At 62.1% G+C, this 23,298-nt stretch carries 21 protein-coding genes and 4 tRNA genes; all 25 read left to right on the top strand.

The window, feature by feature from the left end; all coding sequences use genetic code 11:
• The first annotated feature begins 581 nt into the window (after window positions 1–581).
• The 25 genes from LU493_RS12070 to rplV all read left to right on the top strand — a co-directional run bounded on the left by LU493_RS12070 (window position 582) and on the right by rplV (window position 23,295).
• Entirely contained in the window at window positions 582–1,565 is a 984-nt protein-coding gene (locus LU493_RS12070) for a biotin--[acetyl-CoA-carboxylase] ligase (RefSeq protein WP_275288033.1), read from the top strand.
• On the top strand, window positions 1,562–2,401 hold the full coding sequence (locus LU493_RS12065; RefSeq protein ID WP_275288032.1) for a type III pantothenate kinase: 840 nt from the start codon (window positions 1,562–1,564) through the stop codon (window positions 2,399–2,401). Before LU493_RS12070 ends, LU493_RS12065 begins: the two co-directional genes overlap by 4 nt.
• Window positions 2,402–2,518: 117 nt before the next feature.
• Window positions 2,519–2,602, top strand: a tRNA-Tyr gene (locus LU493_RS12060).
• A 46-nt stretch (window positions 2,603–2,648) separates the two neighbouring features.
• Window positions 2,649–2,722, top strand: a tRNA-Gly gene (locus LU493_RS12055).
• A 30-nt stretch (window positions 2,723–2,752) separates the two neighbouring features.
• Window positions 2,753–2,827: transfer RNA gene (locus LU493_RS12050), tRNA-Thr, on the top strand.
• Between the two features lie 146 nt (window positions 2,828–2,973).
• Window positions 2,974–3,049, top strand: a tRNA-Trp gene (locus tag LU493_RS12045).
• A gap of 72 nt (window positions 3,050–3,121) precedes the next feature.
• Window positions 3,122–3,490 carry a preprotein translocase subunit SecE gene (gene secE, locus LU493_RS12040; RefSeq protein WP_275288031.1) on the top strand — a complete coding sequence of 123 codons (369 nt, stop codon included), beginning with the start codon at window positions 3,122–3,124 and terminating at the stop codon, window positions 3,488–3,490.
• A gap of 8 nt (window positions 3,491–3,498) precedes the next feature.
• Entirely contained in the window at window positions 3,499–4,032 is a 534-nt protein-coding gene (nusG, locus tag LU493_RS12035) for a transcription termination/antitermination protein NusG (protein ID WP_275288030.1), read from the top strand.
• Window positions 4,033–4,114: 82 nt separating this feature from the next.
• Window positions 4,115–4,546 (top strand): 50S ribosomal protein L11, encoded by a 432-nt coding sequence (gene rplK, locus LU493_RS12030; RefSeq protein ID WP_275288029.1) that lies wholly within the window; start codon window positions 4,115–4,117, stop codon window positions 4,544–4,546.
• Window positions 4,547–4,548: 2 nt separating this feature from the next.
• The gene (gene rplA, locus LU493_RS12025) at window positions 4,549–5,241 is read left to right on the top strand and encodes a 50S ribosomal protein L1 (protein ID WP_275288028.1); all 693 of its coding nucleotides are present in this window, start codon (window positions 4,549–4,551) and stop codon (window positions 5,239–5,241) included.
• 256 nt (window positions 5,242–5,497) lie between these two features.
• A complete protein-coding gene (gene rplJ, locus LU493_RS12020) occupies window positions 5,498–6,001 on the top strand; it encodes a 50S ribosomal protein L10 (protein WP_275288027.1) in 504 nt (167 codons plus the stop codon).
• Between the two features lie 89 nt (window positions 6,002–6,090).
• The gene (gene rplL, locus LU493_RS12015; protein ID WP_275288026.1) at window positions 6,091–6,462 is read left to right on the top strand and encodes a 50S ribosomal protein L7/L12; all 372 of its coding nucleotides are present in this window, start codon (window positions 6,091–6,093) and stop codon (window positions 6,460–6,462) included.
• Between the two features lie 232 nt (window positions 6,463–6,694).
• A complete protein-coding gene (gene rpoB / locus LU493_RS12010; RefSeq protein WP_275288025.1) occupies window positions 6,695–10,774 on the top strand; it encodes a DNA-directed RNA polymerase subunit beta in 4,080 nt (1,359 codons plus the stop codon).
• 86 nt (window positions 10,775–10,860) lie between these two features.
• Window positions 10,861–15,078 carry a DNA-directed RNA polymerase subunit beta' gene (rpoC, locus tag LU493_RS12005; protein WP_275288024.1) on the top strand — a complete coding sequence of 1,406 codons (4,218 nt, stop codon included), beginning with the start codon at window positions 10,861–10,863 and terminating at the stop codon, window positions 15,076–15,078.
• A 179-nt stretch (window positions 15,079–15,257) separates the two neighbouring features.
• On the top strand, window positions 15,258–15,632 hold the full coding sequence (gene rpsL, locus LU493_RS12000) for a 30S ribosomal protein S12 (RefSeq protein WP_013330988.1): 375 nt from the start codon (window positions 15,258–15,260) through the stop codon (window positions 15,630–15,632).
• A gap of 125 nt (window positions 15,633–15,757) precedes the next feature.
• Window positions 15,758–16,228 (top strand): 30S ribosomal protein S7, encoded by a 471-nt coding sequence (gene rpsG, locus LU493_RS11995; RefSeq protein ID WP_013330989.1) that lies wholly within the window; start codon window positions 15,758–15,760, stop codon window positions 16,226–16,228.
• 30 nt (window positions 16,229–16,258) lie between these two features.
• The gene (gene fusA, locus LU493_RS11990) at window positions 16,259–18,379 is read left to right on the top strand and encodes an elongation factor G (RefSeq protein WP_275288023.1); all 2,121 of its coding nucleotides are present in this window, start codon (window positions 16,259–16,261) and stop codon (window positions 18,377–18,379) included.
• Between the two features lie 29 nt (window positions 18,380–18,408).
• Window positions 18,409–19,602 (top strand): elongation factor Tu, encoded by a 1,194-nt coding sequence (gene tuf, locus LU493_RS11985; protein ID WP_275288022.1) that lies wholly within the window; start codon window positions 18,409–18,411, stop codon window positions 19,600–19,602.
• Window positions 19,603–19,765: 163 nt separating this feature from the next.
• Window positions 19,766–20,077 carry a 30S ribosomal protein S10 gene (rpsJ, locus tag LU493_RS11980; RefSeq protein ID WP_010626466.1) on the top strand — a complete coding sequence of 104 codons (312 nt, stop codon included), beginning with the start codon at window positions 19,766–19,768 and terminating at the stop codon, window positions 20,075–20,077.
• 156 nt (window positions 20,078–20,233) lie between these two features.
• Complete coding sequence (gene rplC, locus LU493_RS11975; RefSeq protein WP_275288021.1) at window positions 20,234–20,872, top strand: 50S ribosomal protein L3; 639 nt, start codon at window positions 20,234–20,236, stop codon at window positions 20,870–20,872.
• Window positions 20,873–20,885: 13 nt separating this feature from the next.
• Complete coding sequence (gene rplD, locus LU493_RS11970; protein WP_275288020.1) at window positions 20,886–21,494, top strand: 50S ribosomal protein L4; 609 nt, start codon at window positions 20,886–20,888, stop codon at window positions 21,492–21,494.
• Entirely contained in the window at window positions 21,491–21,787 is a 297-nt protein-coding gene (rplW, locus tag LU493_RS11965) for a 50S ribosomal protein L23 (protein ID WP_013330994.1), read from the top strand. The genes rplD and rplW overlap by 4 nt, the downstream gene beginning before the upstream one ends.
• Window positions 21,788–21,804: 17 nt before the next feature.
• Window positions 21,805–22,635 carry a 50S ribosomal protein L2 gene (rplB, locus tag LU493_RS11960; RefSeq protein ID WP_275288019.1) on the top strand — a complete coding sequence of 277 codons (831 nt, stop codon included), beginning with the start codon at window positions 21,805–21,807 and terminating at the stop codon, window positions 22,633–22,635.
• 33 nt (window positions 22,636–22,668) lie between these two features.
• The gene (gene rpsS, locus LU493_RS11955) at window positions 22,669–22,944 is read left to right on the top strand and encodes a 30S ribosomal protein S19 (RefSeq protein ID WP_013330996.1); all 276 of its coding nucleotides are present in this window, start codon (window positions 22,669–22,671) and stop codon (window positions 22,942–22,944) included.
• 18 nt (window positions 22,945–22,962) lie between these two features.
• Complete coding sequence (gene rplV, locus LU493_RS11950; RefSeq protein WP_275288018.1) at window positions 22,963–23,295, top strand: 50S ribosomal protein L22; 333 nt, start codon at window positions 22,963–22,965, stop codon at window positions 23,293–23,295.
• The last annotated feature ends 3 nt before the right edge of the window (window positions 23,296–23,298 follow it).

Below are 23,298 nucleotides of genomic sequence, written 5' to 3'. Positions count from 1 at the left end.
GCAGTGAAACCGCTCAGCGCCGATGGTAGTGTGGGAGTTCCCATGCGAGAGTAGGTCATCGTCAGGCACTTACATCAGCGAAAGCCCCCAGCTCCGAAGGAGTTGGGGGCTTTTGTTTATGTCTGTACGGTGGCCTTTCCTGGCAGGCGAGAGTAGGGTGAGAGCCGCTCGGACAAGGCATCGCCTTGTCAGGCTCGAACGGGCGAGGTGGAAAGCCGCGCAGCGGCGTCCCGAGCCCAGGCTCAAGGCCACGAAGTGGCCGCCGAGGCGTCAGGCATTTACATCAAAAAAATCCCTCGGGCCTTCCCGGGGGATTTTTTTATGCCTGAATGGAGGAACTGCGTCCTTGCCATGTGCTCCGTGCGTCGGGCGCCAACGGGAACCGCTCTGGCGGGCCCGAGCTCGAGGCCACGCAGGGGCCGTAGAGGCGTCAGGCACTGGCACCGAAAATCTTCCGGGCCCTGAAAGCTAGGGGTTTTTATGTTCAAGCGCAGCGTCATGGTACAGGTAGCGATAAGGCGAATTTCCGGCGCTGGACCTGTTCCGATAGAATATGGGTTTTCCTTGGTTGGGGCTTGTGCATGACCATCGGAGACCTGATCCGCTTGCTGAGCGATGGTGAGTTCCATTCTGGCGAACAGCTTGGGGAACGGTTGGGTGTTTCTCGAGCGGCGGTGTGGAAACAGTTGCGTAAACTCGAGTCGCTGGGCATTTCCATGGAAGCGGTGAAGGGGCAGGGGTATCGCCTGGCCGAACCCCTGGAGCTGCTCGACGGTAGTGCCATCGTGGCGGGGTTGCCGCGAGAGGCCAGGCGTCGCGTTACGCGGCTGTTCGTCGAAGAGGTGCTGCCCTCGAGCAATCAGTTCCTTCGGGATCGTTTCGGACAGGGGGCCGGCCATGGCGAGGTTTGCCTGGTCGAGCAGCAGAGTGCCGGCAAGGGGCGCCGTGGGCGGACCTGGGTGACCCCCTGGGGGCGTACCCTCATGCTGTCGGTGGGATGGCGCTTCGAGTCCGGTATCGCTGCCCTGGAGGGGTTGAGCCTGGCTGTCGGCGTCGCGTTGTCCCGAGTGCTGGAGTCGCATGGTGTGGCACCACGGCTCAAGTGGCCCAATGATGTGCTGCTGGAGACGTCGGAGGGTGCTCTCGGCAAGCTGGCCGGCATCCTGGTGGAGATGAGCGGTGATGCTGCTGGACCTTGTGAGGTCGTGATAGGTATCGGTATCAATGTCGACCTGTCTGCTGCGTTCCGGGAGGGTATCGAGCAGCCGGTGTCAGCGGTCCGCGACCAGGCTCCGGATCTTGCGCGTAACCAATTGGCGATCGAGCTGCTCGCTCAGTTGATGCCGCTGTTGGCCGATTTCGAGCATCAGGGTTTTGCGGCCTGGCAGAGCGCATGGAATGCCCGTCATGCATTTGCCGAGCGGGAGGTGGAGGTCATCCTGGGGGAGCGACGTGAAATCGCTGTCGCAGAGCAAGTGGATGCGTCGGGCAATCTATGGGTCAGGCAGTCTTCCGAGCGGTGGAAGCTCTCCGGGGGTGAGATCAGCGTGCGGGGCCGTGTATGATTCTCGATCTGGATATCGGGAATACGCTCTCGAAGTGGCGGCTCAAGGATGCCGACAGTAGCGAGATACGCTCTCGCGGTGCGGTCTGGACCCGTGAAGAATGGCGCCCGGGGGCAGATATCCCGGACCTGGACGTGGTCGAGTCGGTTCGCATCTCCAGCGTGGCCCGCCAGGCTGTGCTTGCTCGCACGGTGACCCTGCTGAGGCACCGGGTGGGGGGCGTTCATGTGGCCCGCTCCACGCCGGAGGCGCTAGGAGTGACCAATGGTTATGAGGATCCCGCGCGACTGGGGGTCGATCGCTGGATGGGAGTGCTGGCGGGCTATCAACTGGCGGGTGGGTGCTGCTCGGTGGATTGCGGCAGTGCCATCACCATGGATTTCGTGCTGCCCGGCGGCCGGCACCTCGGCGGCTATATCCTGCCCGGGTTGCGCTTGATGAAAGAGAGTCTCCAGCTCGGTACCCGTAACGTGGCCATTGACCCGGACAGTGAGGCCGATGAGCTTCTGGAGCCGGGGGTGCGTACCGTGGAGGCCGTCAATCATGGTATCTACATGGCGGCGGTGAGCGCGGTGAATCGCATCTATAGCGAGGTTTGCGATCAGCAGGGCGTCGCATTGCCGCTTCTGGTGACCGGGGGGGATGCGCGAGTGGTGTCCCGGGGCATTCAGGCTCCGCATGCGGTATGGCCTGACATGGTCTATGGCGGCCTCGAGGCTTGCTTTCCCTTGACCGCGGCCGAGCGTGCCGGGCGAATGTCGGGGGCGCCGGGAGTGCCGCAGCCAGTCGCGCTGGAAAAGATTCGCGCTGGCCTTGCATTCTCCATGCTGCTTTGACAGAATACGTCGCGTTCCGGAGAGGCAATCCCGTATGGTTTGGAGCGCCTCGTCAGGATGATTGAGAAAACAATCACTTGACACGGAAAGCTGGAGCTGTAAAATGCTCCGCCAGTTGGAGGGGTTCCCGAGTGGCCAAAGGGAGCAGACTGTAAATCTGCCGCGAAAGCTTCGGAGGTTCGAATCCTCCTCCCTCCACCAGGTTTCTGCCGTGCTCGCCTGGCGAGAATGGCGCAAGAGTGGGCAGGCGGGCATAGTTCAATGGTAGAACCTCAGCCTTCCAAGCTGATGATGCGGGTTCGATCCCCGCTGCCCGCTCCAATATTTGGCATCCTGGTGCCGATTGTCAGTGCTCATGTAGCTCAGGGGTAGAGCACACCCTTGGTAAGGGTGAGGTCGACGGTTCAAATCCGTCCATGAGCTCCATTGCGAAAAGGCGAGCGAGCAGCTCGCCTTTTCTTTTTCTCTCGGAGGTGAGCGTGCCGAGAGGGGTTGCCAGGCGAGAAGGCTTTCGCTATCATGGCGCCCGCTGTCGCTCGGGGTCGCTGCAAAGGCGAGCCTTGAAGGCATACAGGCCAGTAGCTCAATTGGCAGAGCAGCGGTCTCCAAAACCGCAGGTTGGGGGTTCGAGTCCCTCCTGGCCTGCCAGTCTTCCCCAGGCTGGCAATATCCCGTATACTGTCTTGTTTTCGATTGCTGCCCCTGAGGAGTCTCGTGGTCATGAAACATAACGCCGAGGTGCAGGAGTCGCGCCACGACGGGCTCAAGTGGGCGGTTGTCGTTATTCTGTTGGTTCTGGCCGTGGTCGGCAATACGTACTTTGCCGACATGGCACTACTTTATCGTGTGCTCGGTGTCGTCGCGCTCAGCGTGGTGGCGGCGCTGGTGGCATTGACCACCACGAAGGGGCGCGAGCTGCTCGAGCTGGCCCGCAACGCGAAGAAAGAGATTCAGCGCGTTGTCTGGCCGACTCGTCCCGAGACCATTCAGACGACCGCCATCGTGCTGGTCGCCGTGCTGGTGGTGGGGCTGATGCTGTGGCTCATCGACACGCTTCTTGGCTGGGCGATGTCCGGCGTCATTGGTTAGGAGTCCGCATGTCCAAGCGTTGGTACGTCGTACACGCCTATTCCGGCTTCGAGAAGCATGTCATGCGCTCGCTCAACGAGCGCGTGAAGCTGTATGGCATGGAGGACCGCTTCGGCGAGATTCTGGTGCCGACCGAAGAAGTCGTTGAAGTGCGTGACGGCAAGCGCCGCAAGAGCGAGCGCAAGTTCTATCCCGGCTACGTCCTGGTCGAGATGGAAATGGCCGATGATACTTGGCATCTGGTCAATGAAACCCCGCGTGTCATGGGGTTCATCGGTGGTACCAAGGAAAAGCCGGCGCCCATCACGCAGCGTGAGGCAGACGCCATCCTCAGTCGCGTCAAGGATGGTACCGAGCAGCCGCGGCCGAAGACCATGTTCGAGCCGGGGCAGTCTGTGCGTGTCATCGACGGGCCTTTCGCCGATTTCAATGGCGTGGTCGAGGAAGTCAACTACGACAAGAGTCGCCTGCAGGTCAGCGTGCTCATCTTCGGTCGTTCCACGCCCGTCGAGCTGGAATTCGCTCAGGTCGAGAAAGAGTGACCCGAGCATGAACGTGGCGGTCGCCGAGGTGGCCGCTTAACCCGGGGAGCCGCAAGGCGCTATTACCCATCTGGAGTCCATCATGGCCAAGAAAGTACAGGCTTACATCAAGCTGCAGGTCGCAGCTGGTAAAGCCAATCCGAGTCCCCCCGTGGGCCCCGCGCTGGGTCAGCACGGCGTCAATATCATGGAATTCTGCAAGGCCTTCAACGCCGAAACGCAGAATCTCGAACCGGGGCTGCCGACACCGGTCGTCATCACCGTGTATTCCGACCGCAGCTTCACCTTCGTCACCAAGACCCCGCCCGCGGCGGTCCTGCTGAAGAAGGCGGCTGGCATCAAGTCCGGCTCCGGCGAGCCGAACAAGAGCAAGGTCGGCACCGTGACCCGTGAGCAACTCGAAGAGATCGCCCAGGCCAAGGAACCGGATCTGACGGCCGCCGATCTCGACGCCGCGGTGCGCACCATTGCTGGTAGCGCCCGTAGCATGGGCCTGAACGTGGAGGGTCTCTGATCATGGCTAAGCTGACCAAGCGTGCAAAGCTGTTCCGCGAAAAGGTCGACCCGAGCAAGGCGTACAGCCTGGACGAGGCCGTCGAGCTGCTTTCTGAACTCTCCGCGGTGAAGTTCAAGGAATCCGTCGACGTCGCCATCAATCTGGGTGTCGATCCGCGGAAATCCGACCAGGTCGTGCGTGGCGCTACCGTCATGCCCAACGGCACTGGCAAGGACGTGCGTGTCGCCGTCTTTACCCAGGGTGCCAACGCCGATGCGGCCAAAGAGGCGGGGGCCGACATCATCGGCATGGACGACCTCGCCGAGCAGGTCAAGAAAGGCCAGCTCGATTTCGACGTGGTCATCGCCTCGCCGGATGCCATGCGTGTCGTCGGCCAGCTGGGCCAGATTCTCGGTCCGCGTGGCCTGATGCCGAACCCGAAGGTCGGTACCGTGACGCCTGACGTCGCCACTGCGGTCAAGAATGCCAAGGCCGGTCAGGTCCGCTTCCGTACCGACAAGAACGGCATCATCCACACCACGCTGGGCAAGGTCGACTTCGACGCAGCCGCCATTCGGGGCAACCTGGAGGCGCTGATCGCCGACCTGAAGAAGCTCAAGCCGAGCACGTCCAAGGGTGTGTATTTCAAGAAGGTCTCCCTGTCCACCACCATGGGCCCGGGTGTGACCGTCGACCATTCCGCGCTGGTCTGAATCGCGGAACAGTAAGAGGCAAGAAACTTTGCGGTCCCCGTGTGCTGTTTCGACAGGAGCCGGCGGGGCACCGTCAAAGACCGCAGGTGCCGCCTTACGCGAGGCGGCTTAATCATCCTCAGTGAGGCCTGCGCAGATGGTGTGGCCGCCAGTCAGCTGGTGAGCACCATCACCCAGGACCCTCGCCGCTTGCGGCGGGGGAGATGGTAACCACCGGAACGCTCTTGTGAGGTTCCGGCACGAAGGAGTGATCACTGTGCCACTAGCACTCGAAGGCAAGAAAGCGATTGTTGCCGAGGTCAGTGAAGCGGCCAAGGATGCTCTCTCCGTCGTTGTTGCCGATTCTCGTGGTGTCTCGGTCGGCAAGATGACCGACCTGCGCAAGCAGGCTCGCGAGAATGGCGTGCAGATCCGTGTTGTGCGCAACACCCTGGCACGCCGCGCCCTGGAGGGCACTCAGTGGGAGTGCCTGAATGAAAGCTTCGTGGGTCCGACCCTGCTGGCCTTCTCCACCGATCATCCGGGCGCCGCCGCTCGTTTGTTCAAGGAGTTCGGCAAGGCAGAGAAGAACTTCGAAGTCAAGGCGCTGGCCTACGAAGGCGAGTTCATCCCGGCAAGCGACCTCGATCGCCTGGCAACCCTGCCGACCCATGACGAGGCCATCGCCAAGCTGATGTCCGTCATGAAGGAAGCGTCCGCCGGCAAGCTGGTTCGTACCCTTGCCGCGCTGCGTGACCAGAAGCAGGAAGAGGCCGCCTGAGCCAGGAGCTCGGGCGCGTCATGCGAATCGAACATTGAATCACCGAGTCGTCGAACCATCGAGACTCCCGCAAAGTTAGGAACGTGAAAATGGCACTGACCCAAGAAGACATCATCAACGCCGTCGCCGACATGTCCGTGATGGAAGTCGCCGAGCTGATCGAAGCGATGGAAGAGAAGTTCGGCGTGTCCGCCGCAGCCGCTGTCGTGGCCGGCCCGGGTGGTGGCGAAGCCGCCGCCGAGGAAGAGCAGACCGAGTTCGACCTGGTGCTGACTGGCGCCGGCGAGAAGAAGGTCAACGTCATCAAGGCCGTCCGCGAGATCACCGGCCTTGGCCTGAAGGAAGCCAAGGGCGCCGTCGACGGCGTGCCGGCGACCCTGAAGGAAGGCATGTCCAAGGAAGATGCCGAAGAAGCCAAGACCAAGCTGGAAGAAGCCGGCGCTTCCGTGGAGCTCAAGTAACCCTTGGGCCTACGGCTTCACGCGCGGCGTAAGCTTGTACGGCTGGTGGCGGTACACCCGCTGCCGGCCTTTTTCTGTTGTCGCTAGCCGGTGCTCCTTAGGAGTGCCGGTTGGCCGAATTCCGATGGCGAGCCTCTTCCGGGGGCTCGCCGTCAGCGCCTGACGGAGCCGACCCCGTCGGGTGGCGCCGACACGCATCGGTCACCCATGGTGAACAAGCTGGGGAATACAGATGGCTTACTCATACACTGAGAAAAAACGCATCCGCAAGGATTTCGGCAAACTGCCCCAAGTGATGGATGTGCCTTACCTGCTGGCCATCCAGCTTGATTCCTATTACGACTTTCTCCAGCAGGATCGCTCACCCGAAGAACGTCTTGACGTCGGCCTGCATGCCGCCTTTCGCTCGGTGTTCCCGATCGAGAGCTTTTCCGGCAACGCCGCCCTGGAATACGTCAGCTACCGTTTCGGCACGCCGGCGTTCGACGTCAAGGAATGTCAACTGCGTGGCGTCACCTATTCGGCTCCCTTGCGCGTCAAGGTTCGCCTGATCATCTACGACAAGGATTCGTCGAACAAGGCGATCAAGGACATCAAGGAGCAGGAAGTCTACATGGGGGAAATCCCCCTGATGACCGAGAACGGTACCTTCGTCGTCAATGGTACCGAGCGCGTCATCGTCTCGCAGCTGCACCGCAGCCCGGGCGTGTTCTTCGACCATGACAAGGGCAAGAGCCACTCGTCCGGCAAGCTGCTGTACTCCGCCAGGGTCATTCCCTATCGTGGCTCCTGGTTGGACTTCGAGTTCGATCCCAAGGACAACGTCTTCGTACGCATCGACCGTCGCCGCAAGCTGCCGGCCACTGTACTGATGCGCGCCCTGGGCATGAGCGCCGAGGAGATCCTCGACGAGTTCTTCGAGACCAGCACTTTCCACATCGAGAAATCCGGCTTCTCCGTGGATCTGGTGCCGTCGCGCCTGCGCGGCGAGACCGCGACCTTCGATATCAAGGATGGTGACGGCAATGTCATCGTCGAGGAAGGGCGTCGTGTTACCCAGAAGCATATTCGTCAGCTCGAGAAGACCGGCCTCGAGCGTCTCGAAGTGCCGATGGATTATCTGTTCGGCAAGACACTGGCGAAGGATCAGATCAATCCGAATACCGGCGAGTTGATCTGCCCGTGCAACACCGCGATCACTCCCGAGCTGCTGGAAAGCATGGGCCAGGCCGGCATCACCACGATCGAGACGCTCTACACCAACGATCTCGATTGCGGTCCCTTCATCTCCGATACGCTCAGGCTGGATACCACGGGCTCACAGCTCGAGGCATTGGTCGAGATCTATCGCATGATGCGCCCTGGCGAGCCGCCCACCAAGGAAGCCGCCGAGACGCTGTTCAACAACCTGTTCTTCACTGAAGACCGCTATGACCTGTCCGGTGTCGGTCGCATGAAGTTCAATCGCCGCCTGCGTCGTGATGCCGACACGGGATCCGGGGTGCTCGATCAGCGCGACATCCTCGATGTGCTGGGTGAGTTGATCAACATCCGTAACGGTTTCGGTGACGTTGATGACATCGACCACCTGGGCAACCGCCGCATCCGCTGTGTCGGCGAAATGGCCGAGAACCAGTTCCGCGTCGGCCTGGTGCGCGTCGAGCGTGCGGTCAAGGAACGCCTCTCCATGGCCGAGAGCGAAGGCCTGATGCCGCAGGATCTGATCAATGCCAAGCCGGTGGCGGCAGCGGTCAAGGAGTTCTTCGGTTCCAGCCAGCTCTCGCAGTTCATGGACCAGAACAATCCGTTGTCCGAGGTGACGCACAAGCGCCGCGTCTCCGCGCTTGGCCCGGGCGGCCTGACCCGCGAACGGGCCGGCTTCGAGGTGCGCGACGTGCACGCCACCCACTATGGTCGCCTATGCCCGATCGAGACGCCGGAAGGTCCGAACATCGGCCTGATCAACTCGCTGGCCACCTATAGTCACACCAACAGCTACGGCTTCCTCGAGACGCCGTACCGCAAGGTGACGGACAGCCAGGTGACCGACGATGTGGTGCATCTCTCCGCGATCGAGGAGGGCGACTTCGTCATCGCCCAGGCCTCTGCCACCGTGGACGAGAGCGGCCGCCTGGTCGACGACCTGGTGCAGGTTCGCCATCGTGGTGAGACCACCTTCATGCGTCCCGAGCAGGTCACCCTGATGGACGTCTCGCCGCGCCAGGTAGTCTCCGTGGCGGCGGCGCTGATTCCCTTCCTCGAGCATGACGATGCCAACCGCGCCTTGATGGGGGCGAACATGCAGCGTCAGGCCGTGCCGACCCTGCGTGCCGAGAAGCCGCTGGTGGGGACCGGCATGGAGCGCTTCGTTGCCCGTGACTCCGGCGTCTGTGCCGTGGCAGGTCGTGGCGGGGTGATCGACTCGGTCGATGCCAAGCGTATCGTGGTGCGGGTCAATGAAGACGAAATCATCGGCGGTGAGGCCGGTGTCGATATCTACAACCTGACCAAGTACCTGCGCTCCAACCAGAACACCTGCCAGAACCAGCGCCCGATCGTGCGTACAGGGGATGCGGTGGCGCGCGGCGATATCCTGGCCGACGGTCCGTCCGTCGACATGGGGGATCTTGCGCTTGGCCAGAACATGCGCATCGCCTTCATGCCGTGGAACGGCTACAACTTCGAGGACTCCATCCTGCTCTCCGAGCGGGCCGTCCAGGAGGACCGTTTCACGTCCATCCACATCCAGGAACTGACCTGCGTTTCCCGCGACACCAAGCTGGGTGCCGAAGAGATTTCCTCGGATATCCCCAACGTCGGTGAGTCGGCGCTGTCCAAGCTGGATGAGGCAGGCGTGGTCTACATTGGTGCCGAGGTCGGCGCAGGCGACATCCTGGTCGGCAAGGTCACGCCCAAGGGCGAGACACAGCTGACGCCGGAAGAGAAGCTGCTGCGCGCGATCTTCGGCGAGAAGGCGTCCGATGTGAAGGACACCTCGTTGCGCGCGCCGACCGGCATGAAGGGTACGGTCATCGACGTTCAGGTGTTCACCCGCGATGGCGTGGAGAAGGATTCTCGCGCGCTGTCCATCGAGCAGATGCAGCTCGATGAGGTGCGCAAGGACCTCCAGGAAACCTATCGCATCGCCGAGGATGCCACCTTCGAACGCCTCAAGCGGACCCTGTCCGGCCAGGCCGTCAACGGTGGGCCCAAGCTCAAGAAAGGCGACGTGCTCTCCGACGAGTACCTCGAGGAGCTCCCGCGTCAGCAGTGGTTCAAGCTGCGCATGCAGGATGAATCACTCAACGAACTGCTGGCCCAGGCCGACGAGCAGCTCGAGAATCGTCGCAAGGAAATGGACGAGCGCTTCGAGGACAAGAAGCGCAAGCTCACCCAGGGCGACGATCTGGCTCCCGGCGTGTTGAAGATCGTCAAGGTCTACCTGGCCGTGAAGCGTCGCATGCAGCCAGGCGACAAGATGGCCGGCCGTCACGGCAACAAGGGTGTCATCTCGGCGATCATGCCGATCGAGGACATGCCCTTCGACGACAATGGCGAGTCCATTGACCTGATCCTCAACCCGCTGGGCGTACCGTCGCGGATGAACGTCGGTCAGATCCTCGAGACGCACCTGGGCATGGCCGCCAGGGGGCTCGGCGTCAGGATCGAGGAAATGTTGCGCGAGGCTCGGGAACAGCAGGTCGGCGAGATCCGCGAGTTCCTGGGACAGGTCTACAATACGGCCAGCAGCACCCGGGTCGAGGAGCTGGATTCGCTGTCCGATGACGAAGTCATCGCCCTGGCGAAGAACCTCAAGGCGGGCGTGCCGATGGCCACGCCGGTCTTCGATGGCGCTCGCGAGCATGAGATCAAGCATCTGCTGGACCTGGGCGGTCTGCCGGAGTCCGGCCAGATGACGCTCTACGATGGCCGGACCGGCGAAGCCTTCGATCGTCCGGTGACCGTGGGCTACATGTACATGCTCAAGCTCAACCACCTGGTGGATGACAAGATGCATGCGCGTTCCACCGGTTCCTACTCGCTGGTCACCCAGCAGCCGCTGGGCGGCAAGGCGCAGTTCGGTGGTCAGCGTTTCGGGGAGATGGAGGTCTGGGCCCTGGAGGCCTACGGCGCTGCCTACACGCTCCAGGAGATGCTCACCGTCAAGTCCGACGACGTGGAAGGACGCACCAAGATGTACAAGAGCATCGTGGATGGCGACCATGCCATGCAGGCGGGCATGCCGGAATCCTTCAACGTGCTGGTGAAGGAGATCCGCTCGCTGGGTATCGACATCGAACTGGAGAGCTGAGGCTGCCGTAACGGCGCTTCGCAGTATGACGGTCCGCGGGGGCGTGCGCGCCCCCGCCCATGACAACTCCGCAACGGAGCCGACCCATGAAAGATTTGGTGAAAGTCCTCAAATCGCAGTCTCAGTCCGACGAGTTCGACGCGATCAAGATTACCCTGGCGTCGCCGGACATGATTCGCAGCTGGTCCTTCGGCGAGGTCAAGAAACCCGAGACCATCAATTACCGTACCTTCAAGCCGGAACGCGACGGCCTGTTCTGTGCCAAGATCTTCGGTCCGGTGAAGGATTACGAATGCCTGTGCGGCAAGTACAAGCGCATGAAGCACCGTGGCATCATCTGCGAGAAGTGCGGCGTCGAGGTCACCAAGGCCGCCGTGCGTCGCGAACGGATGGGCCATATCGAGCTGGCCAGCCCGGTTGCTCACATCTGGTTCCTGAAATCGCTGCCGTCCCGCATCGGCATGTTCCTGGACATGACCCTGCGCGATATCGAGCGTGTGCTCTATTTCGAGAGCTTCATGGTCGTCGATCCGGGCATGACCACTCTCGAGCGCGGCCAGTTGCTCAATGACGAGCAGTATTTCGAAGCGCTCGAAGAGTTCGGCGACGACTTCGACGCGCGCATGGGCGCCGAGGCGGTGCAGGCCATGCTCAAGGATATCGATCTCGACGAGGAGATCGAGCGTCTGCGCGAGGAGATTCCGCAGACCAACTCCGAAACCAAGATCAAGAAGCTTTCCAAGCGCCTCAAGCTGCTGGAGGCCTTCCAGGGCTCCGGCAACGATCCGGCCTGGATGATCATGGAAGTGCTGCCGGTGCTGCCGCCGGACCTGCGTCCGCTGGTGCCGCTGGACGGCGGTCGTTTCGCGACCTCCGACCTCAACGACCTGTATCGCCGCGTGATCAACCGCAACAACCGCCTCAAGCGGCTGCTCGATCTCAACGCGCCGGATATCATCGTGCGCAACGAGAAGCGCATGCTGCAGGAGGCGGTCGACGCCCTGCTCGACAACGGTCGTCGCGGTCGAGCCATCACCGGCTCCAACAAGCGTCCGCTGAAGTCGCTGGCCGACATGATCAAGGGCAAGCAGGGGCGCTTCCGTCAGAATCTGCTCGGCAAGCGTGTCGACTACTCCGGCCGCTCGGTCATCACCGTCGGCCCGACCCTGCGCCTGCATCAGTGCGGTCTGCCCAAGAAGATGGCGCTCGAGCTGTTCAAGCCGTTCATCTACTCCAAGCTGCAGGCCAGTGGCCAGGCGTCCACCATCAAGGCCGCCAAGAAGATGGTCGAGCGCGAGCTGCCTGAAGTCTGGGACATCCTCGCCGACGTCATTCGTGAGCATCCTGTACTGCTCAACCGTGCGCCGACCCTGCACCGTCTCGGTATCCAGGCCTTCGAGCCGCTGCTCATCGAGGGCAAGGCCATCCAGTTGCACCCGCTGGTCTGCGCCGCCTACAACGCCGACTTCGATGGTGACCAGATGGCGGTTCACGTACCGCTGACCCTGGAAGCCCAGCTCGAATCGCGCGCCCTGATGATGGCCACCAACAACGTGCTGTCACCGGCCAACGGCGAACCGATCATCGTGCCGTCCCAGGACGTGGTGCTCGGGCTCTACTACATGACCCGCGAGCGCATCAACGACAAGGGCGAGGGGATGGTGTTCTCCGGCCTGGATGAGGTCGAGCGCGCCTTCGGGACCCAGAGCGTTTCCCTGCACGCCCGTGTCAAGGTACGCCTCGACGAGATCATCATCGAGGAAGAGGGCGCCGAGAAGACCTACAGTCGCAAGATCTACGACACCACCGTGGGTCGCGCACTGCTGTACCGGATCCTGCCCGAGGGCGCTCCCTTCTCGCTGGTCGACCAGCCGATGAAGAAGAAGGCGATCTCCAGGCTGATCAACGAGGTCTATCGTCGCGCCGGCCTCAAGCCCGCGGTGATCTTCGCCGACCAGTTGATGTATACCGGCTTCCGCATGGCCACCTGGTCCGGTGCTTCCATCGGTGTCAATGACTTCGTCATCCCGGATGCGAAGGCAGAAATCGTCGAAGGTGCCGAGGAAGAGGTCAAGGAAATCGAGGATCAGTTCTCCTCCGGTCTCGTGACCGCGGGCGAGAAGTACAACAAGGTCATCGATATCTGGGCGCGGGCCAATGACCAGGTCGCCAAGGCGATGATGACCGGCATCTCGAAGGAAAGCGTGATCGACCGTGAGGGCAATGAGGTTGAGCAGGACTCCTTCAACAGCGTCTTCATCATGGCCGACTCCGGTGCCCGGGGCAGCGCGGCCCAGATCCGTCAGCTGGCCGGCATGCGTGGCCTGATGGCCAAGCCGGATGGCTCGATCATCGAGACGCCGATCGTCGCCAACTTCCGTGAAGGCCTGAACGTCCTGCAGTACTTCATCTCGACCCACGGGGCGCGGAAGGGCCTGGCGGATACGGCACTGAAGACCGCCAACTCCGGTTACCTGACCCGTCGCCTGGTCGATGTGGCTCAGGACATGGTCATCACCGAGACCGACTGTGACACCGAGAACGGCCTGACCCTGCACCCGGTCATCGAGGGTGGCGACATCATCGTCTCCCTGGCACAGCGCGTGCTGGGTCGCGTGGTCGCCCAGGATGTCGTCGATCCGAATACCGAAGAGGTATTGATTCCGCGCGGCACCCTGCTCGACGAGAAGTGGTGTGCCGAGCTCGACACCATGGGGGTCGACGAGATCGTGGTGCGCTCGACGATTACCTGTGGCACCAGCCACGGTGTCTGCTCGTCCTGCTATGGTCGTGACCTGGCACGGGGCCATCAGGTCAACGTCGGTGAGTCGGTCGGCGTCATCGCCGCCCAGTCCATCGGTGAGCCCGGCACACAGTTGACCATGCGGACCTTCCACATCGGGGGGGCGGCCTCTCGTGCTTCCGCCGTGGATAGTGTTCAGGTCAAGCACGGCGGCAAGGTGCGGCTGCACAACATCAAGCACGTCGAGCGCGCCGATGGCAAGCTGGTGGTGGTATCCCGTTCCAGCGCCCTGGCCGTCGCCGACGGGCACGGCCGCGAGCGTGAGTACTACAAGCTGCCCTATGGCGCCGAGCTGTCGGTCAAGGATGGTGACGAGGTCGAGGCTGGCCAGGCCGTGGCCAAGTGGGATCCGCACACCCATCCGATCGTCGCCGAAGCCGAGGGTCAGGTGCAGTACGCCGATATGGACGAAGGCGTCACCATCCACCGCAGCGTGGACGAGATGACCGGCCTGTCTTCCATCGAGGTGATCGAGTCGGCGGCACGTCCGATGGCCGGCCGCGACAAGCGCCCGATGATCCTGCTCGCCGACGAAACCGGCAAGCCGGTGACGGTGACCGGCTCCGATACCCCGGTGCAGTACCTGCTGCCCGGCAAGGCAGTGGTGACCGTCGACAACGGCTCGCGCATCGGTGTCGGTGAGGTCGTCGCGCGTATCCCGGTCGAAGCCACCGGCAACAAGGACATCACGGGTGGTCTGCCGCGTGTTGCCGACCTGTTCGAAGCGCGCAAGCCCAAGGAGCCGGCGATCCTCGCCGAGATCAGCGGTGCCATCAGCTTCGGCAAGGAAACCAAGGGCAAGCGTCGCTTGACGATCACGCCCGAGGACGGCGAGCCGTTCGAGATGCTTATCCCGAAATGGCGTCAGATCGCGGTCTTCGAAGGCGAAACCGTCGAGAAGGGCGAGGTGATCTCGGACGGCCCGAGCAACCCGCACGATATCCTGCGACTGCTGGGTATCGCCGAGCTGGCCAAGTACATCGTCGCCGAGGTGCAGGACGTCTATCGTCTGCAGGGCGTGGGCATCAACGACAAGCACATCGAAGTCATCGTGCGTCAGATGCTGCGCAAGGTGGAAGTCACCGACGCCGGCGATTCCGACTTCATCCCGGGTGACCAGGTCGAACTGGTGCGCGTGCTCGAAGAGAACGCCCGCCTGGCGAACGAGGACAAGTTCCCGGCCAAGTACCAGCGTCTGCTGCTGGGTATCACCAAGGCCAGCCTGGCGACCGAGTCGTTCATCTCCGCGGCTTCCTTCCAGGAGACCACGCGAGTGTTGACCGAAGCGGCGGTTACCGGCAAGCGCGACTACCTGCGAGGCTTGAAAGAGAACGTGGTGGTGGGACGTCTGATTCCGGCCGGTACCGGCTTGACGCACCACGCGGAGCGCCGCCGCAAGCGGGAAGATGCCGAGCGGCTGCTCCATCCGTCCGCCCAGGACGTCGAGCAGGAACTGGGCGCCCAGCTCACCGCGCTGGACTCGGACGACGACGACATCTGATGCGGCCACCGGCGTGGCGCCCGTGTGACGGGCGCCACGCTTGACGGGTGGCCGTTTCAGCCATTAGAATGCGCAGCCTTTAACAGTGGGGCGGGTGCGCTCGCACCATTGGTAAAGTGCGCAAGACAGGAAGCGAACGGCTACTCGCTTCCGCCAAGGCAACCCATTTGGAGCAATAAATGGCAACGATCAATCAGCTCGTGCGCAAGCCGCGCAAGCGCCAGGCCGCCAAGAGCGACGTGCCGGCGCTGCAGGCTTGCCCGCAGAAGCGCGGCGTCTGCACCCGCGTCTATACCACGACACCGAAGAAGCCGAACTCGGCCCTGCGTAAGGTCTGCCGTGTGCGCCTGACCAACGGCTATGAAGTGGCTTCCTACATCGGTGGTGAAGGCCACAACCTCCAGGAGCACTCCGTGGTCCTGATTCGTGGCGGCCGGGTCAAGGACCTTCCGGGTGTCCGTTACCACACGGTACGCGGTGCTCTGGATACCTCCGGCGTTCAGAATCGTAAGCAGGGCCGTTCCAAGTACGGCACCAAGCGTCCGAAGGCCTGATCGAGGCGTTCGACGCAGCGGCTACGGCCACCGAGAGTTTCATAGTCACGGTCTGATAAGAGTAAGGTCGAGCGCCATCGAGCTGTCTCGGGTTTACCTGAAGGACCCTTCAATGAGGGCTTATCATGCCTAGAAGAAGAGTTGCGGCCAAGCGCGAGATCCTGCCGGATCCGAAGTTCGGAAGCGAGCGCCTGGCGAAGTTCATGAACCACCTGATGATCAGCGGCAAGAAGTCCGTAGCTGAGCGTATCGTCTATGGTGCGCTGGACAGGGTTGCCGAGCGTAGCAAGGAAGAGCCGCTGGAGATCTTCGACAAGGCGCTGGAAACCATCCAGCCCATGGTCGAGGTCAAGTCTCGCCGTGTCGGTGGGGCGACCTATCAGGTGCCGGTCGAAGTGCGCCCGTCCCGCCGTCAGGCGCTGGCCATGCGCTGGATGGTGGATGCCGCTCGCCGTCGTGGCGAGAAGACCATGGTGCAGCGTCTGGCTGGCGAGATGCTGGATGCCGCCGAAGGCAAGGGTTCGGCCGTCAAGAAGCGTGAAGACGTGCATCGCATGGCGGAGGCCAACAAGGCCTTCTCTCACTACCGCTTCTAAACCGCATCGCCAACCAACGGGAGTTACATCGTGGCTCGCAAGACTCCGCTCAAGCGTTACCGCAATATCGGTATCGTAGCCCACGTCGACGCCGGTAAGACGACTACTACCGAGCGTATCCTGTTCTATACCGGCCTTTCTCACAAGGTCGGCGAGGTCCATGACGGCGCCGCCACCATGGACTGGATGCAGCAGGAGCAGGAGCGTGGTATCACCATCACCTCCGCGGCGACGACCTGCTTCTGGCAGGGCATGGACAAGCAGTTCGATGAGCACCGCGTCAATATCATCGATACCCCGGGACACGTCGATTTCACCATCGAGGTGGAGCGTTCCCTGCGCGTGCTCGACGGCGCGGTCGTGGTGTTGTGCGGCAGCTCCGGCGTGCAGCCTCAGACCGAGACCGTCTGGCGCCAGGCCAACAAGTACGAAGTGCCGCGCATGGTGTTCGTCAACAAGATGGACCGTGCCGGTGCCGATTACTTCATGGTGCTCGATCAGCTCAAGAGCAAGCTGGGCGCCAATGTCGTGCCGATCCAGCTCAACTGGGGCGCCGAGGACGAGTTCAAGGGTGTCATCGACCTCATCCGCATGAAGGCCATCCAGTGGGATGAAGGCAACTTCGGGATGAACTACGAGCTGGTCGATATTCCTGCCGACCTGGAGGAGACCGCTCAGAAGTATCGCGAGCAGATGGTCGAGTCCGCCGCCGAGGCCTCCGAAGAGTTGATGGAGAAGTACCTCGAGGAAGGCGATCTGCCCGTGGAAGACATCAAGGCAGGCCTGCGTCGTCGTACTCTCGACAACGAGATCGTGCTGGTCACCTGTGGCTCCGCGTTCAAGAACAAGGGCGTGCAGGCGGTGCTGGATGGCGTGATCGAGTACATGCCATCTCCCACCGAGGTCAAGGCCATCGAAGGTGAGCTGGACGACAAGGACGGCACCGTTGCGACCCGTGAGGCCGACGACAATGCGCCCTTCGCCGCTCTGGCCTTCAAGATTGCCACCGACCCCTTTGTCGGCACCCTGACCTTCATTCGCGTCTACTCCGGCGTGCTGAAGTCGGGCGACAGCGTCTACAACTCCGTCAAGGAGAAGAAGGAGCGTGTCGGCCGTATCGTGCAGATGCACTCCAACTCCCGTGAGGAGATCAAGGAAGTGCTGGCCGGTGATATCGCCGCCTGCATCGGGCTCAAGGATGTCACCACCGGCGATACCCTGTGCGACCTGAACGACAAGATCGTGCTGGAGCGCATGGAATTCCCGGATCCGGTGATTTCCGTGGCCGTCGAGCCGAAGTCCAAGCCGGACCAGGAGAAGATGGGGACGGCGCTGGGCAAGCTGGCTCAGGAGGATCCGTCCTTCCAGGTCAAGACCGACGAAGAGACGGGCCAGACCATCATCTCCGGCATGGGCGAGCTGCACCTGGACATCATCGTCGACCGCCTGCGTCGCGAGTTCAAGGTCGACGCCAATATCGGCAAGCCGCAAGTGGCGTACCGCGAGACCATTCGCAAGAGCGTCGAGCAGGAAGGCAAGTTCGTTCGTCAGTCCGGTGGCCGCGGTCAGTACGGTCACGTGCATCTGCGCATCGAGCCGTTGACGGCCGAGGACAAGGGCGACGACGAAGACATGCACTTCAAGTTCGCTTCTGAAATCGTCGGCGGCGTGGTTCCGAAGGAATACGTGCCCGCTGTCGAGAAGGGAGCCTATGAGCAGCTCCAGAACGGTGTCATCGCGGGCTACCCGATGATTGACGTCAAGGTTACGCTGTTCGACGGTTCCTACCATGACGTGGACTCGAACGAGACCGCGTTCAAGGTCGCCTCTTCCATGGCGATCAAGGAAGGCGCACCCAAGGCCAAGGCCGTGTTGCTCGAGCCGGTGATGAAGGTCGAAGTCGTGACACCCGAGGAGTTCATGGGGGATGTCATGGGTGACCTGAACCGCCGTCGAGGCCTGGTTCAGGGGATGGATGACACGCCCGCCGGGAAGGTCATCCGCGCCACCGTTCCGCTGGCTGAGATGTTCGGTTACGCAACCGACCTGCGTTCTCAAAGCCAGGGCCGCGCAAGCTACACCATGGAGTTTGCGGATTACGAAGAGGCGCCGTCCAGCGTCGTTGAAGCCGTCATCAATCAGAACGGTTAACCGTTAGCTAACGTAAAGAGGTCATAGCAGTGGCTAAGGAAAAATTCGAACGTTCCAAAACGCACGTCAACGTCGGCACCATCGGTCACGTCGACCATGGCAAGACCACGCTGACTGCGGCCCTGACTCGTGTGTCCGCGGAAGTCTTCGGCGGTGATGCCCGTGCGTTCGACTCCATCGACAACGCACCGGAAGAGCGCGAGCGCGGTATCACCATCGCCACCGCTCACGTCGAGTACCAGTCCGAAGAGCGTCACTACGCTCACGTCGACTGCCCGGGGCACGCCGACTACGTCAAGAACATGATCACCGGTGCCGCTCAGATGGACGGTGCCATCCTGGTCTGTTCTGCCGCCGACGGCCCCATGCCGCAGACTCGCGAGCACATCCTGCTGTCTCGCCAGGTCGGCGTGCCGACCATCGTCGTGTTCCTGAACAAGGCCGACATGGTCGACGACGAAGAGCTGCTCGAGCTGGTCGAAATGGAAGTCCGTGAGCTCCTCAACGAGTACGACTTCCCGGGTGACGACTGCCCGATCATCACCGGTTCCGCCCTGATGGCGCTGGAAGGCAAGGACGACAACGGCATGGGTACCACCGCCGTTGCCAACCTGATCAAGGCCCTGGATGCCTACATTCCGGAGCCGGAGCGTGCCATCGATCAGCCGTTCCTGATGCCGATCGAGGACGTCTTCTCCATCTCCGGTCGCGGTACCGTGGTGACCGGTCGCGTCGAGCGCGGTGTCGTCAAGGCCGGCGAAGAAGTCGAGATCGTCGGTATCCGTGATACCGCCAAGACGACCGTCACGGGTGTCGAGATGTTCCGCAAGCTGCTCGACGAAGGTCGTGCCGGCGAGAACATCGGTGCCCTGCTGCGCGGTACCAAGCGTGACGACGTCGAGCGTGGTCAGGTCCTGGCCAAGCCGGGCACCATCACCCCGCACACCAAGTTCGAGGCCGAGGTCTACGTGCTGTCCAAGGACGAGGGTGGTCGTCACACTCCGTTCTTCAAGGGCTATCGTCCGCAGTTCTACTTCCGTACCACCGACATCACCGGTACCTGTGAACTGCCGGAAGGCGTCGAGATGGTCATGCCGGGCGACAACGTCAAGATGGTCGTCAGCCTGATCGCTCCGGTCGCCATGGATGACGGTCTGCGCTTCGCCGTTCGCGAAGGCGGTCGTACCGTCGGCGCCGGTGTCGTGGCCAAGATCATCGAGTAAGCAGTACGCGACTCGACTGATCGAAGGGGGCTCCGCAAGGAGCCCCCTTTCTGCGCACCGTAATGGGGGTTTGACTCTCGTTTTTGGTGCGCCTATAATGCGCATCCTTTGAATGCGTGGGTTGACGGCTCGCGCCGTCAAGATCCATTGGAGTTTAGGGCAAATGCAGAACCAGAAGATTCGCATTCGGTTGAAGGCTTTCGACCATCGCCTGATCGACCAGTCCGCTGCGGAGATCGTGGATACCGCCAAGCGTACCGGCGCCCAGGTCCGGGGTCCGATCCCTCTGCCGACCAATCGCGAGCGCTATACCGTGCTGATCTCTCCGCACGTGAACAAGGATGCTCGTGACCAGTACGAAATTCGTACGCACAAGCGCGTGCTCGATATCGTCGAGCCGACCGAGAAAACCGTTGATGCCCTGATGAAGCTCGACCTCGCCGCCGGCGTGGACGTGCAGATCAAGCTCGACTGATACCACACTAGACACTCGCGGCCCAGCGTTCCTCACGCGAATCATCGAGGTCCAGCAGCCGCCACGCCGGGATGGCGTCACACAACGTGCTAGTGGAATGCTCTGGAAAGGGCAGCCATAGCGGGTGATAGCCCCGTACACTAAAGGAGACTAAGCATGACTATCGGTTTGGTCGGTAAAAAGGCCGGGATGACCCGCGTCTTTACCGAGGACGGTGCCTCCGTGCCCGTGACCGTTATCGAGGTTGAGCCCAACCGCGTGACGCGTGTGAAGTCCGTCGACTCCGACGGCTACGCTGCGGTTCAGGTGACAACCGGCTCCCGCAAGGCCAAGCATCTGTCGAAAGCCCAGGCTGGGGAATTCGCCAAGGCAGGTGTCGAGGCCGGTCGTTCGCTGATGGAGTTCCGCCTGGACGAAGGCGCCGAGGCTCCGGAAGTGGGCGGCGAGCTCACCGTATCCCTCTTCGAAGCTGGTCAACGCGTCGACGTGACCGGTACCTCCAAGGGTAAGGGTTATCAAGGCGCCGTGAAGCGCTGGAATTTCCGTACCCAGGACAACAGCCACGGTAACTCCCTGGCCCACCGTGCACCGGGTTCCATCGGCATGTGCCAGACCCCGGGTCGCGTATTCAAGGGCAAGAAGATGGCCGGTCAGATGGGTAACGCCCGCTGCACCGTTCAGACCCTGGAAGTCGTCCGTGTCGATGCCGAGCGCAACCTGCTGCTGATCAAGGGTGCCGTACCCGGTGCCACCGGCAGCGATGTCATCGTGCGCAGCACCGTCAAAGCAGGCTGAGGGGAGTTAACCGATGAATCTGAATCTTGCAGGCGCCGGTGCCGGCACCGTCGAAGTGTCCGACGCCACCTTCGCCAAAGAATTCAACGAAGCGCTCGTGCATCAGGTCGTCACCGCCTATCTGGCTGGTGGTCGCCAGGGCACTCGCGCCCAGAAGAACCGTTCCGACGTGCGTGGCGGCGGCAAGAAGCCGTGGCGTCAGAAGGGCACCGGTCGTGCCCGCGCCGGGACCATCCGTTCGCCGATCTGGCGTGCCGGTGGCGTGACGTTCGCGGCTCGCCCGCAGGACCACGCCCAGAAGGTCAACCGCAAGATGTATCGTGCGGCCATGCGTTCGATCCTGTCCGAGCTGGTTCGTCAGGAACGCCTGGTGGCCGTCGATGCCTTTGGCGTCGAGAGCCCCAAGACCAAGCAGCTGGTCGCCAAGCTCGGTGAGCTGGGTCTGGAGAAGGTGCTGATCGTTACCGAAGAGGTTGACGAGAACCTCTACCTCGCCGCCCGCAACATCCCCAACGTGGATGTGGTGGATGTCGCCGCCGCCGACCCGGTGAGCCTGGTCGCCTTCGACAAGGTGCTGGCCACCGTCTCCGCTCTGCGCAAATTCGAGGAGAAGCTGGCATGAACCAGGAACGTGTATTCAAGGTGCTGCTGGGTCCGCACGTGACCGAGAAGGCCGCCATGGCCGCCGAGCGCAACCAGTACGTGTTCAAGGTGGCGGACGACGCGACCAAGCCCGAGATCAAGGTCGCCGTGCAGGAACTGTTCGGCAAGAAGGTTGACCGTGTTCAGGTGCTGAACATCAAGGGCAAGACCAAGCGCAGCGCGAACGGTCTCGGTCAGCGCAAGGGTTATCGCAAGGCGTACGTGACACTGGCCGCCGGCGAAACGCTTGAAGACTTCTCTGGCGCCGAATAAGGGCAGGAGTACGGATCATGGCAATCGTCAAGACTAAACCCACATCCGCCGGTCGTCGCCACGTCGTCAAGATCGTCGGCGAGGAACTGTACAAGGGCCGCGCCTACGCGCCGCTGCTCGAGAAACAGTCCAAGTCCGGTGGGCGTAACAACAACGGTCGCATCACTACCCGCCACGTGGGCGGTGGTCACCGTCAGCATTATCGGATCATCGACTTCAAGCGCACCAAGGATGGCGTTCCGGCCATCGTCGAGCGTCTGGAGCATGACCCGAATCGCAGCGCCCATATCGCGCTGCTGAAGTACCTGGACGGCGAGCGTCGCTACATCATCGCCCCGCGTGGCGTGAGTGCCGGTGATCGTCTCGAGTCCGGCGTGAACGCGCCGATCAAGAAGGGCAACGCCCTGCCGCTGCGCAACATCCCGCTGGGTTCCACCGTGCATTGCATCGAGCTCAAGCCCGGCAAGGGTGCTCAGATCGCGCGCAGTGCCGGTACCAGTGCGCAGCTGGTCGCCCGCGAAGGCAACTACGCCACCTTGCGTCTGCGCTCCGGCGAGATGCGCAAGGTGCTGGCGGAATGCCGTGCGACCCTGGGTGAAGTGAGCAACACCGAGCACAGCCTGCGTCAGCTTGGCAAGGCCGGTGCGAAACGCTGGAGAGGTGTGCGCCCGTCTGTTCGCGGTGTGGCCATGAACCCGGTGGACCACCCCCATGGTGGTGGTGAAGGCCGCTCCAGCGGTGGTCGTCATCCGGTGTCTCCGTGGGGTATCCCCACCAAGGGCCACAAGACCCGCAAGAACAAGCGCACCGACAAGCTGATCGTCCGCCGCCGCAAGGCCCGGAAATAAGATCCAACGCCAAGACATCAAGAGGTAACGGCTGTGCCACGTTCACTGAAGAAAGGTCCTTTTATTGACCTTCACCTGTTGAAGAAGGTTGAGGTTGCAGTGGAAAAGAACGACCGCAAACCGATCAAGACCTGGTCGCGTCGTTCGATGATCCTGCCCAACATGGTCGGGCTCACCATTGCAGTCCATAACGGTCGCCAACACGTCCCGGTGCATGTCTCCGAGGAAATGGTTGGCCACAAGCTGGGCGAATTCGCTGCCACCCGCACCTATCGCGGTCATGCGGCGGACAAGAAAGCCAAACGGTAAGCCGAGAGAGGATTAGAGATGGAAGTCACAGCAAAGCTGCGTGGCGCTCGTTTATCCGCCCAGAAGGCCCGTTTGGTGGCTGACCAGGTGCGCGATAAGCCGGTCGCCGAGGCGCTCGACCTGCTGACCTTCTCCCCGAAGAAGGCCTCAAAGCTGGTCAAGAAGGTGCTGCAGTCCGCCATCGCGAATGCGGAAGAAAACAACGGCATGGATATCGACGAGCTGCGTGTCTCGACCATCTGCGTCGATGAGGGCATGACGCTCAAGCGCATCCGGCCGCGGGCCAAGGGCCGTGCGGACCGTATCCTGAAGCGCACCTGCCACATCACCGTCAAGGTAGCCGAGAAGTAGGAG

The sequence above is a fragment of the Halomonas elongata genome (assembly GCF_029081005.1).
Lineage (GTDB): Bacteria > Pseudomonadota > Gammaproteobacteria > Pseudomonadales > Halomonadaceae > Halomonas > Halomonas elongata_B.
The sequence above is the reverse complement of the archived record's forward strand: the minus strand, read 5'-3'. Positions and strand labels throughout refer to the sequence as shown.

Coding starts and splice junctions, on each gene's coding strand:
- LU493_RS12070 (WP_275288033.1), top strand. CDS start 582: ATGACCATCGGAGACCTGATCCGCTTGCTGAGCGATGGTGAGTTCCAT.
- LU493_RS12065 (WP_275288032.1), top strand. CDS start 1,562: ATGATTCTCGATCTGGATATCGGGAATACGCTCTCGAAGTGGCGGCTC.
- secE (WP_275288031.1), top strand. CDS start 3,122: ATGAAACATAACGCCGAGGTGCAGGAGTCGCGCCACGACGGGCTCAAG.
- nusG (WP_275288030.1), top strand. CDS start 3,499: ATGTCCAAGCGTTGGTACGTCGTACACGCCTATTCCGGCTTCGAGAAG.
- rplK (WP_275288029.1), top strand. CDS start 4,115: ATGGCCAAGAAAGTACAGGCTTACATCAAGCTGCAGGTCGCAGCTGGT.
- rplA (WP_275288028.1), top strand. CDS start 4,549: ATGGCTAAGCTGACCAAGCGTGCAAAGCTGTTCCGCGAAAAGGTCGAC.
- rplL (WP_275288026.1), top strand. CDS start 6,091: ATGGCACTGACCCAAGAAGACATCATCAACGCCGTCGCCGACATGTCC.
- rpoB (WP_275288025.1), top strand. CDS start 6,695: ATGGCTTACTCATACACTGAGAAAAAACGCATCCGCAAGGATTTCGGC.
- rpoC (WP_275288024.1), top strand. CDS start 10,861: ATGAAAGATTTGGTGAAAGTCCTCAAATCGCAGTCTCAGTCCGACGAG.
- rpsL (WP_013330988.1), top strand. CDS start 15,258: ATGGCAACGATCAATCAGCTCGTGCGCAAGCCGCGCAAGCGCCAGGCC.
- rpsG (WP_013330989.1), top strand. CDS start 15,758: ATGCCTAGAAGAAGAGTTGCGGCCAAGCGCGAGATCCTGCCGGATCCG.
- rpsJ (WP_010626466.1), top strand. CDS start 19,766: ATGCAGAACCAGAAGATTCGCATTCGGTTGAAGGCTTTCGACCATCGC.
- rplC (WP_275288021.1), top strand. CDS start 20,234: ATGACTATCGGTTTGGTCGGTAAAAAGGCCGGGATGACCCGCGTCTTT.
- rplD (WP_275288020.1), top strand. CDS start 20,886: ATGAATCTGAATCTTGCAGGCGCCGGTGCCGGCACCGTCGAAGTGTCC.
- rplW (WP_013330994.1), top strand. CDS start 21,491: ATGAACCAGGAACGTGTATTCAAGGTGCTGCTGGGTCCGCACGTGACC.
- rplB (WP_275288019.1), top strand. CDS start 21,805: ATGGCAATCGTCAAGACTAAACCCACATCCGCCGGTCGTCGCCACGTC.
- rplV (WP_275288018.1), top strand. CDS start 22,963: ATGGAAGTCACAGCAAAGCTGCGTGGCGCTCGTTTATCCGCCCAGAAG.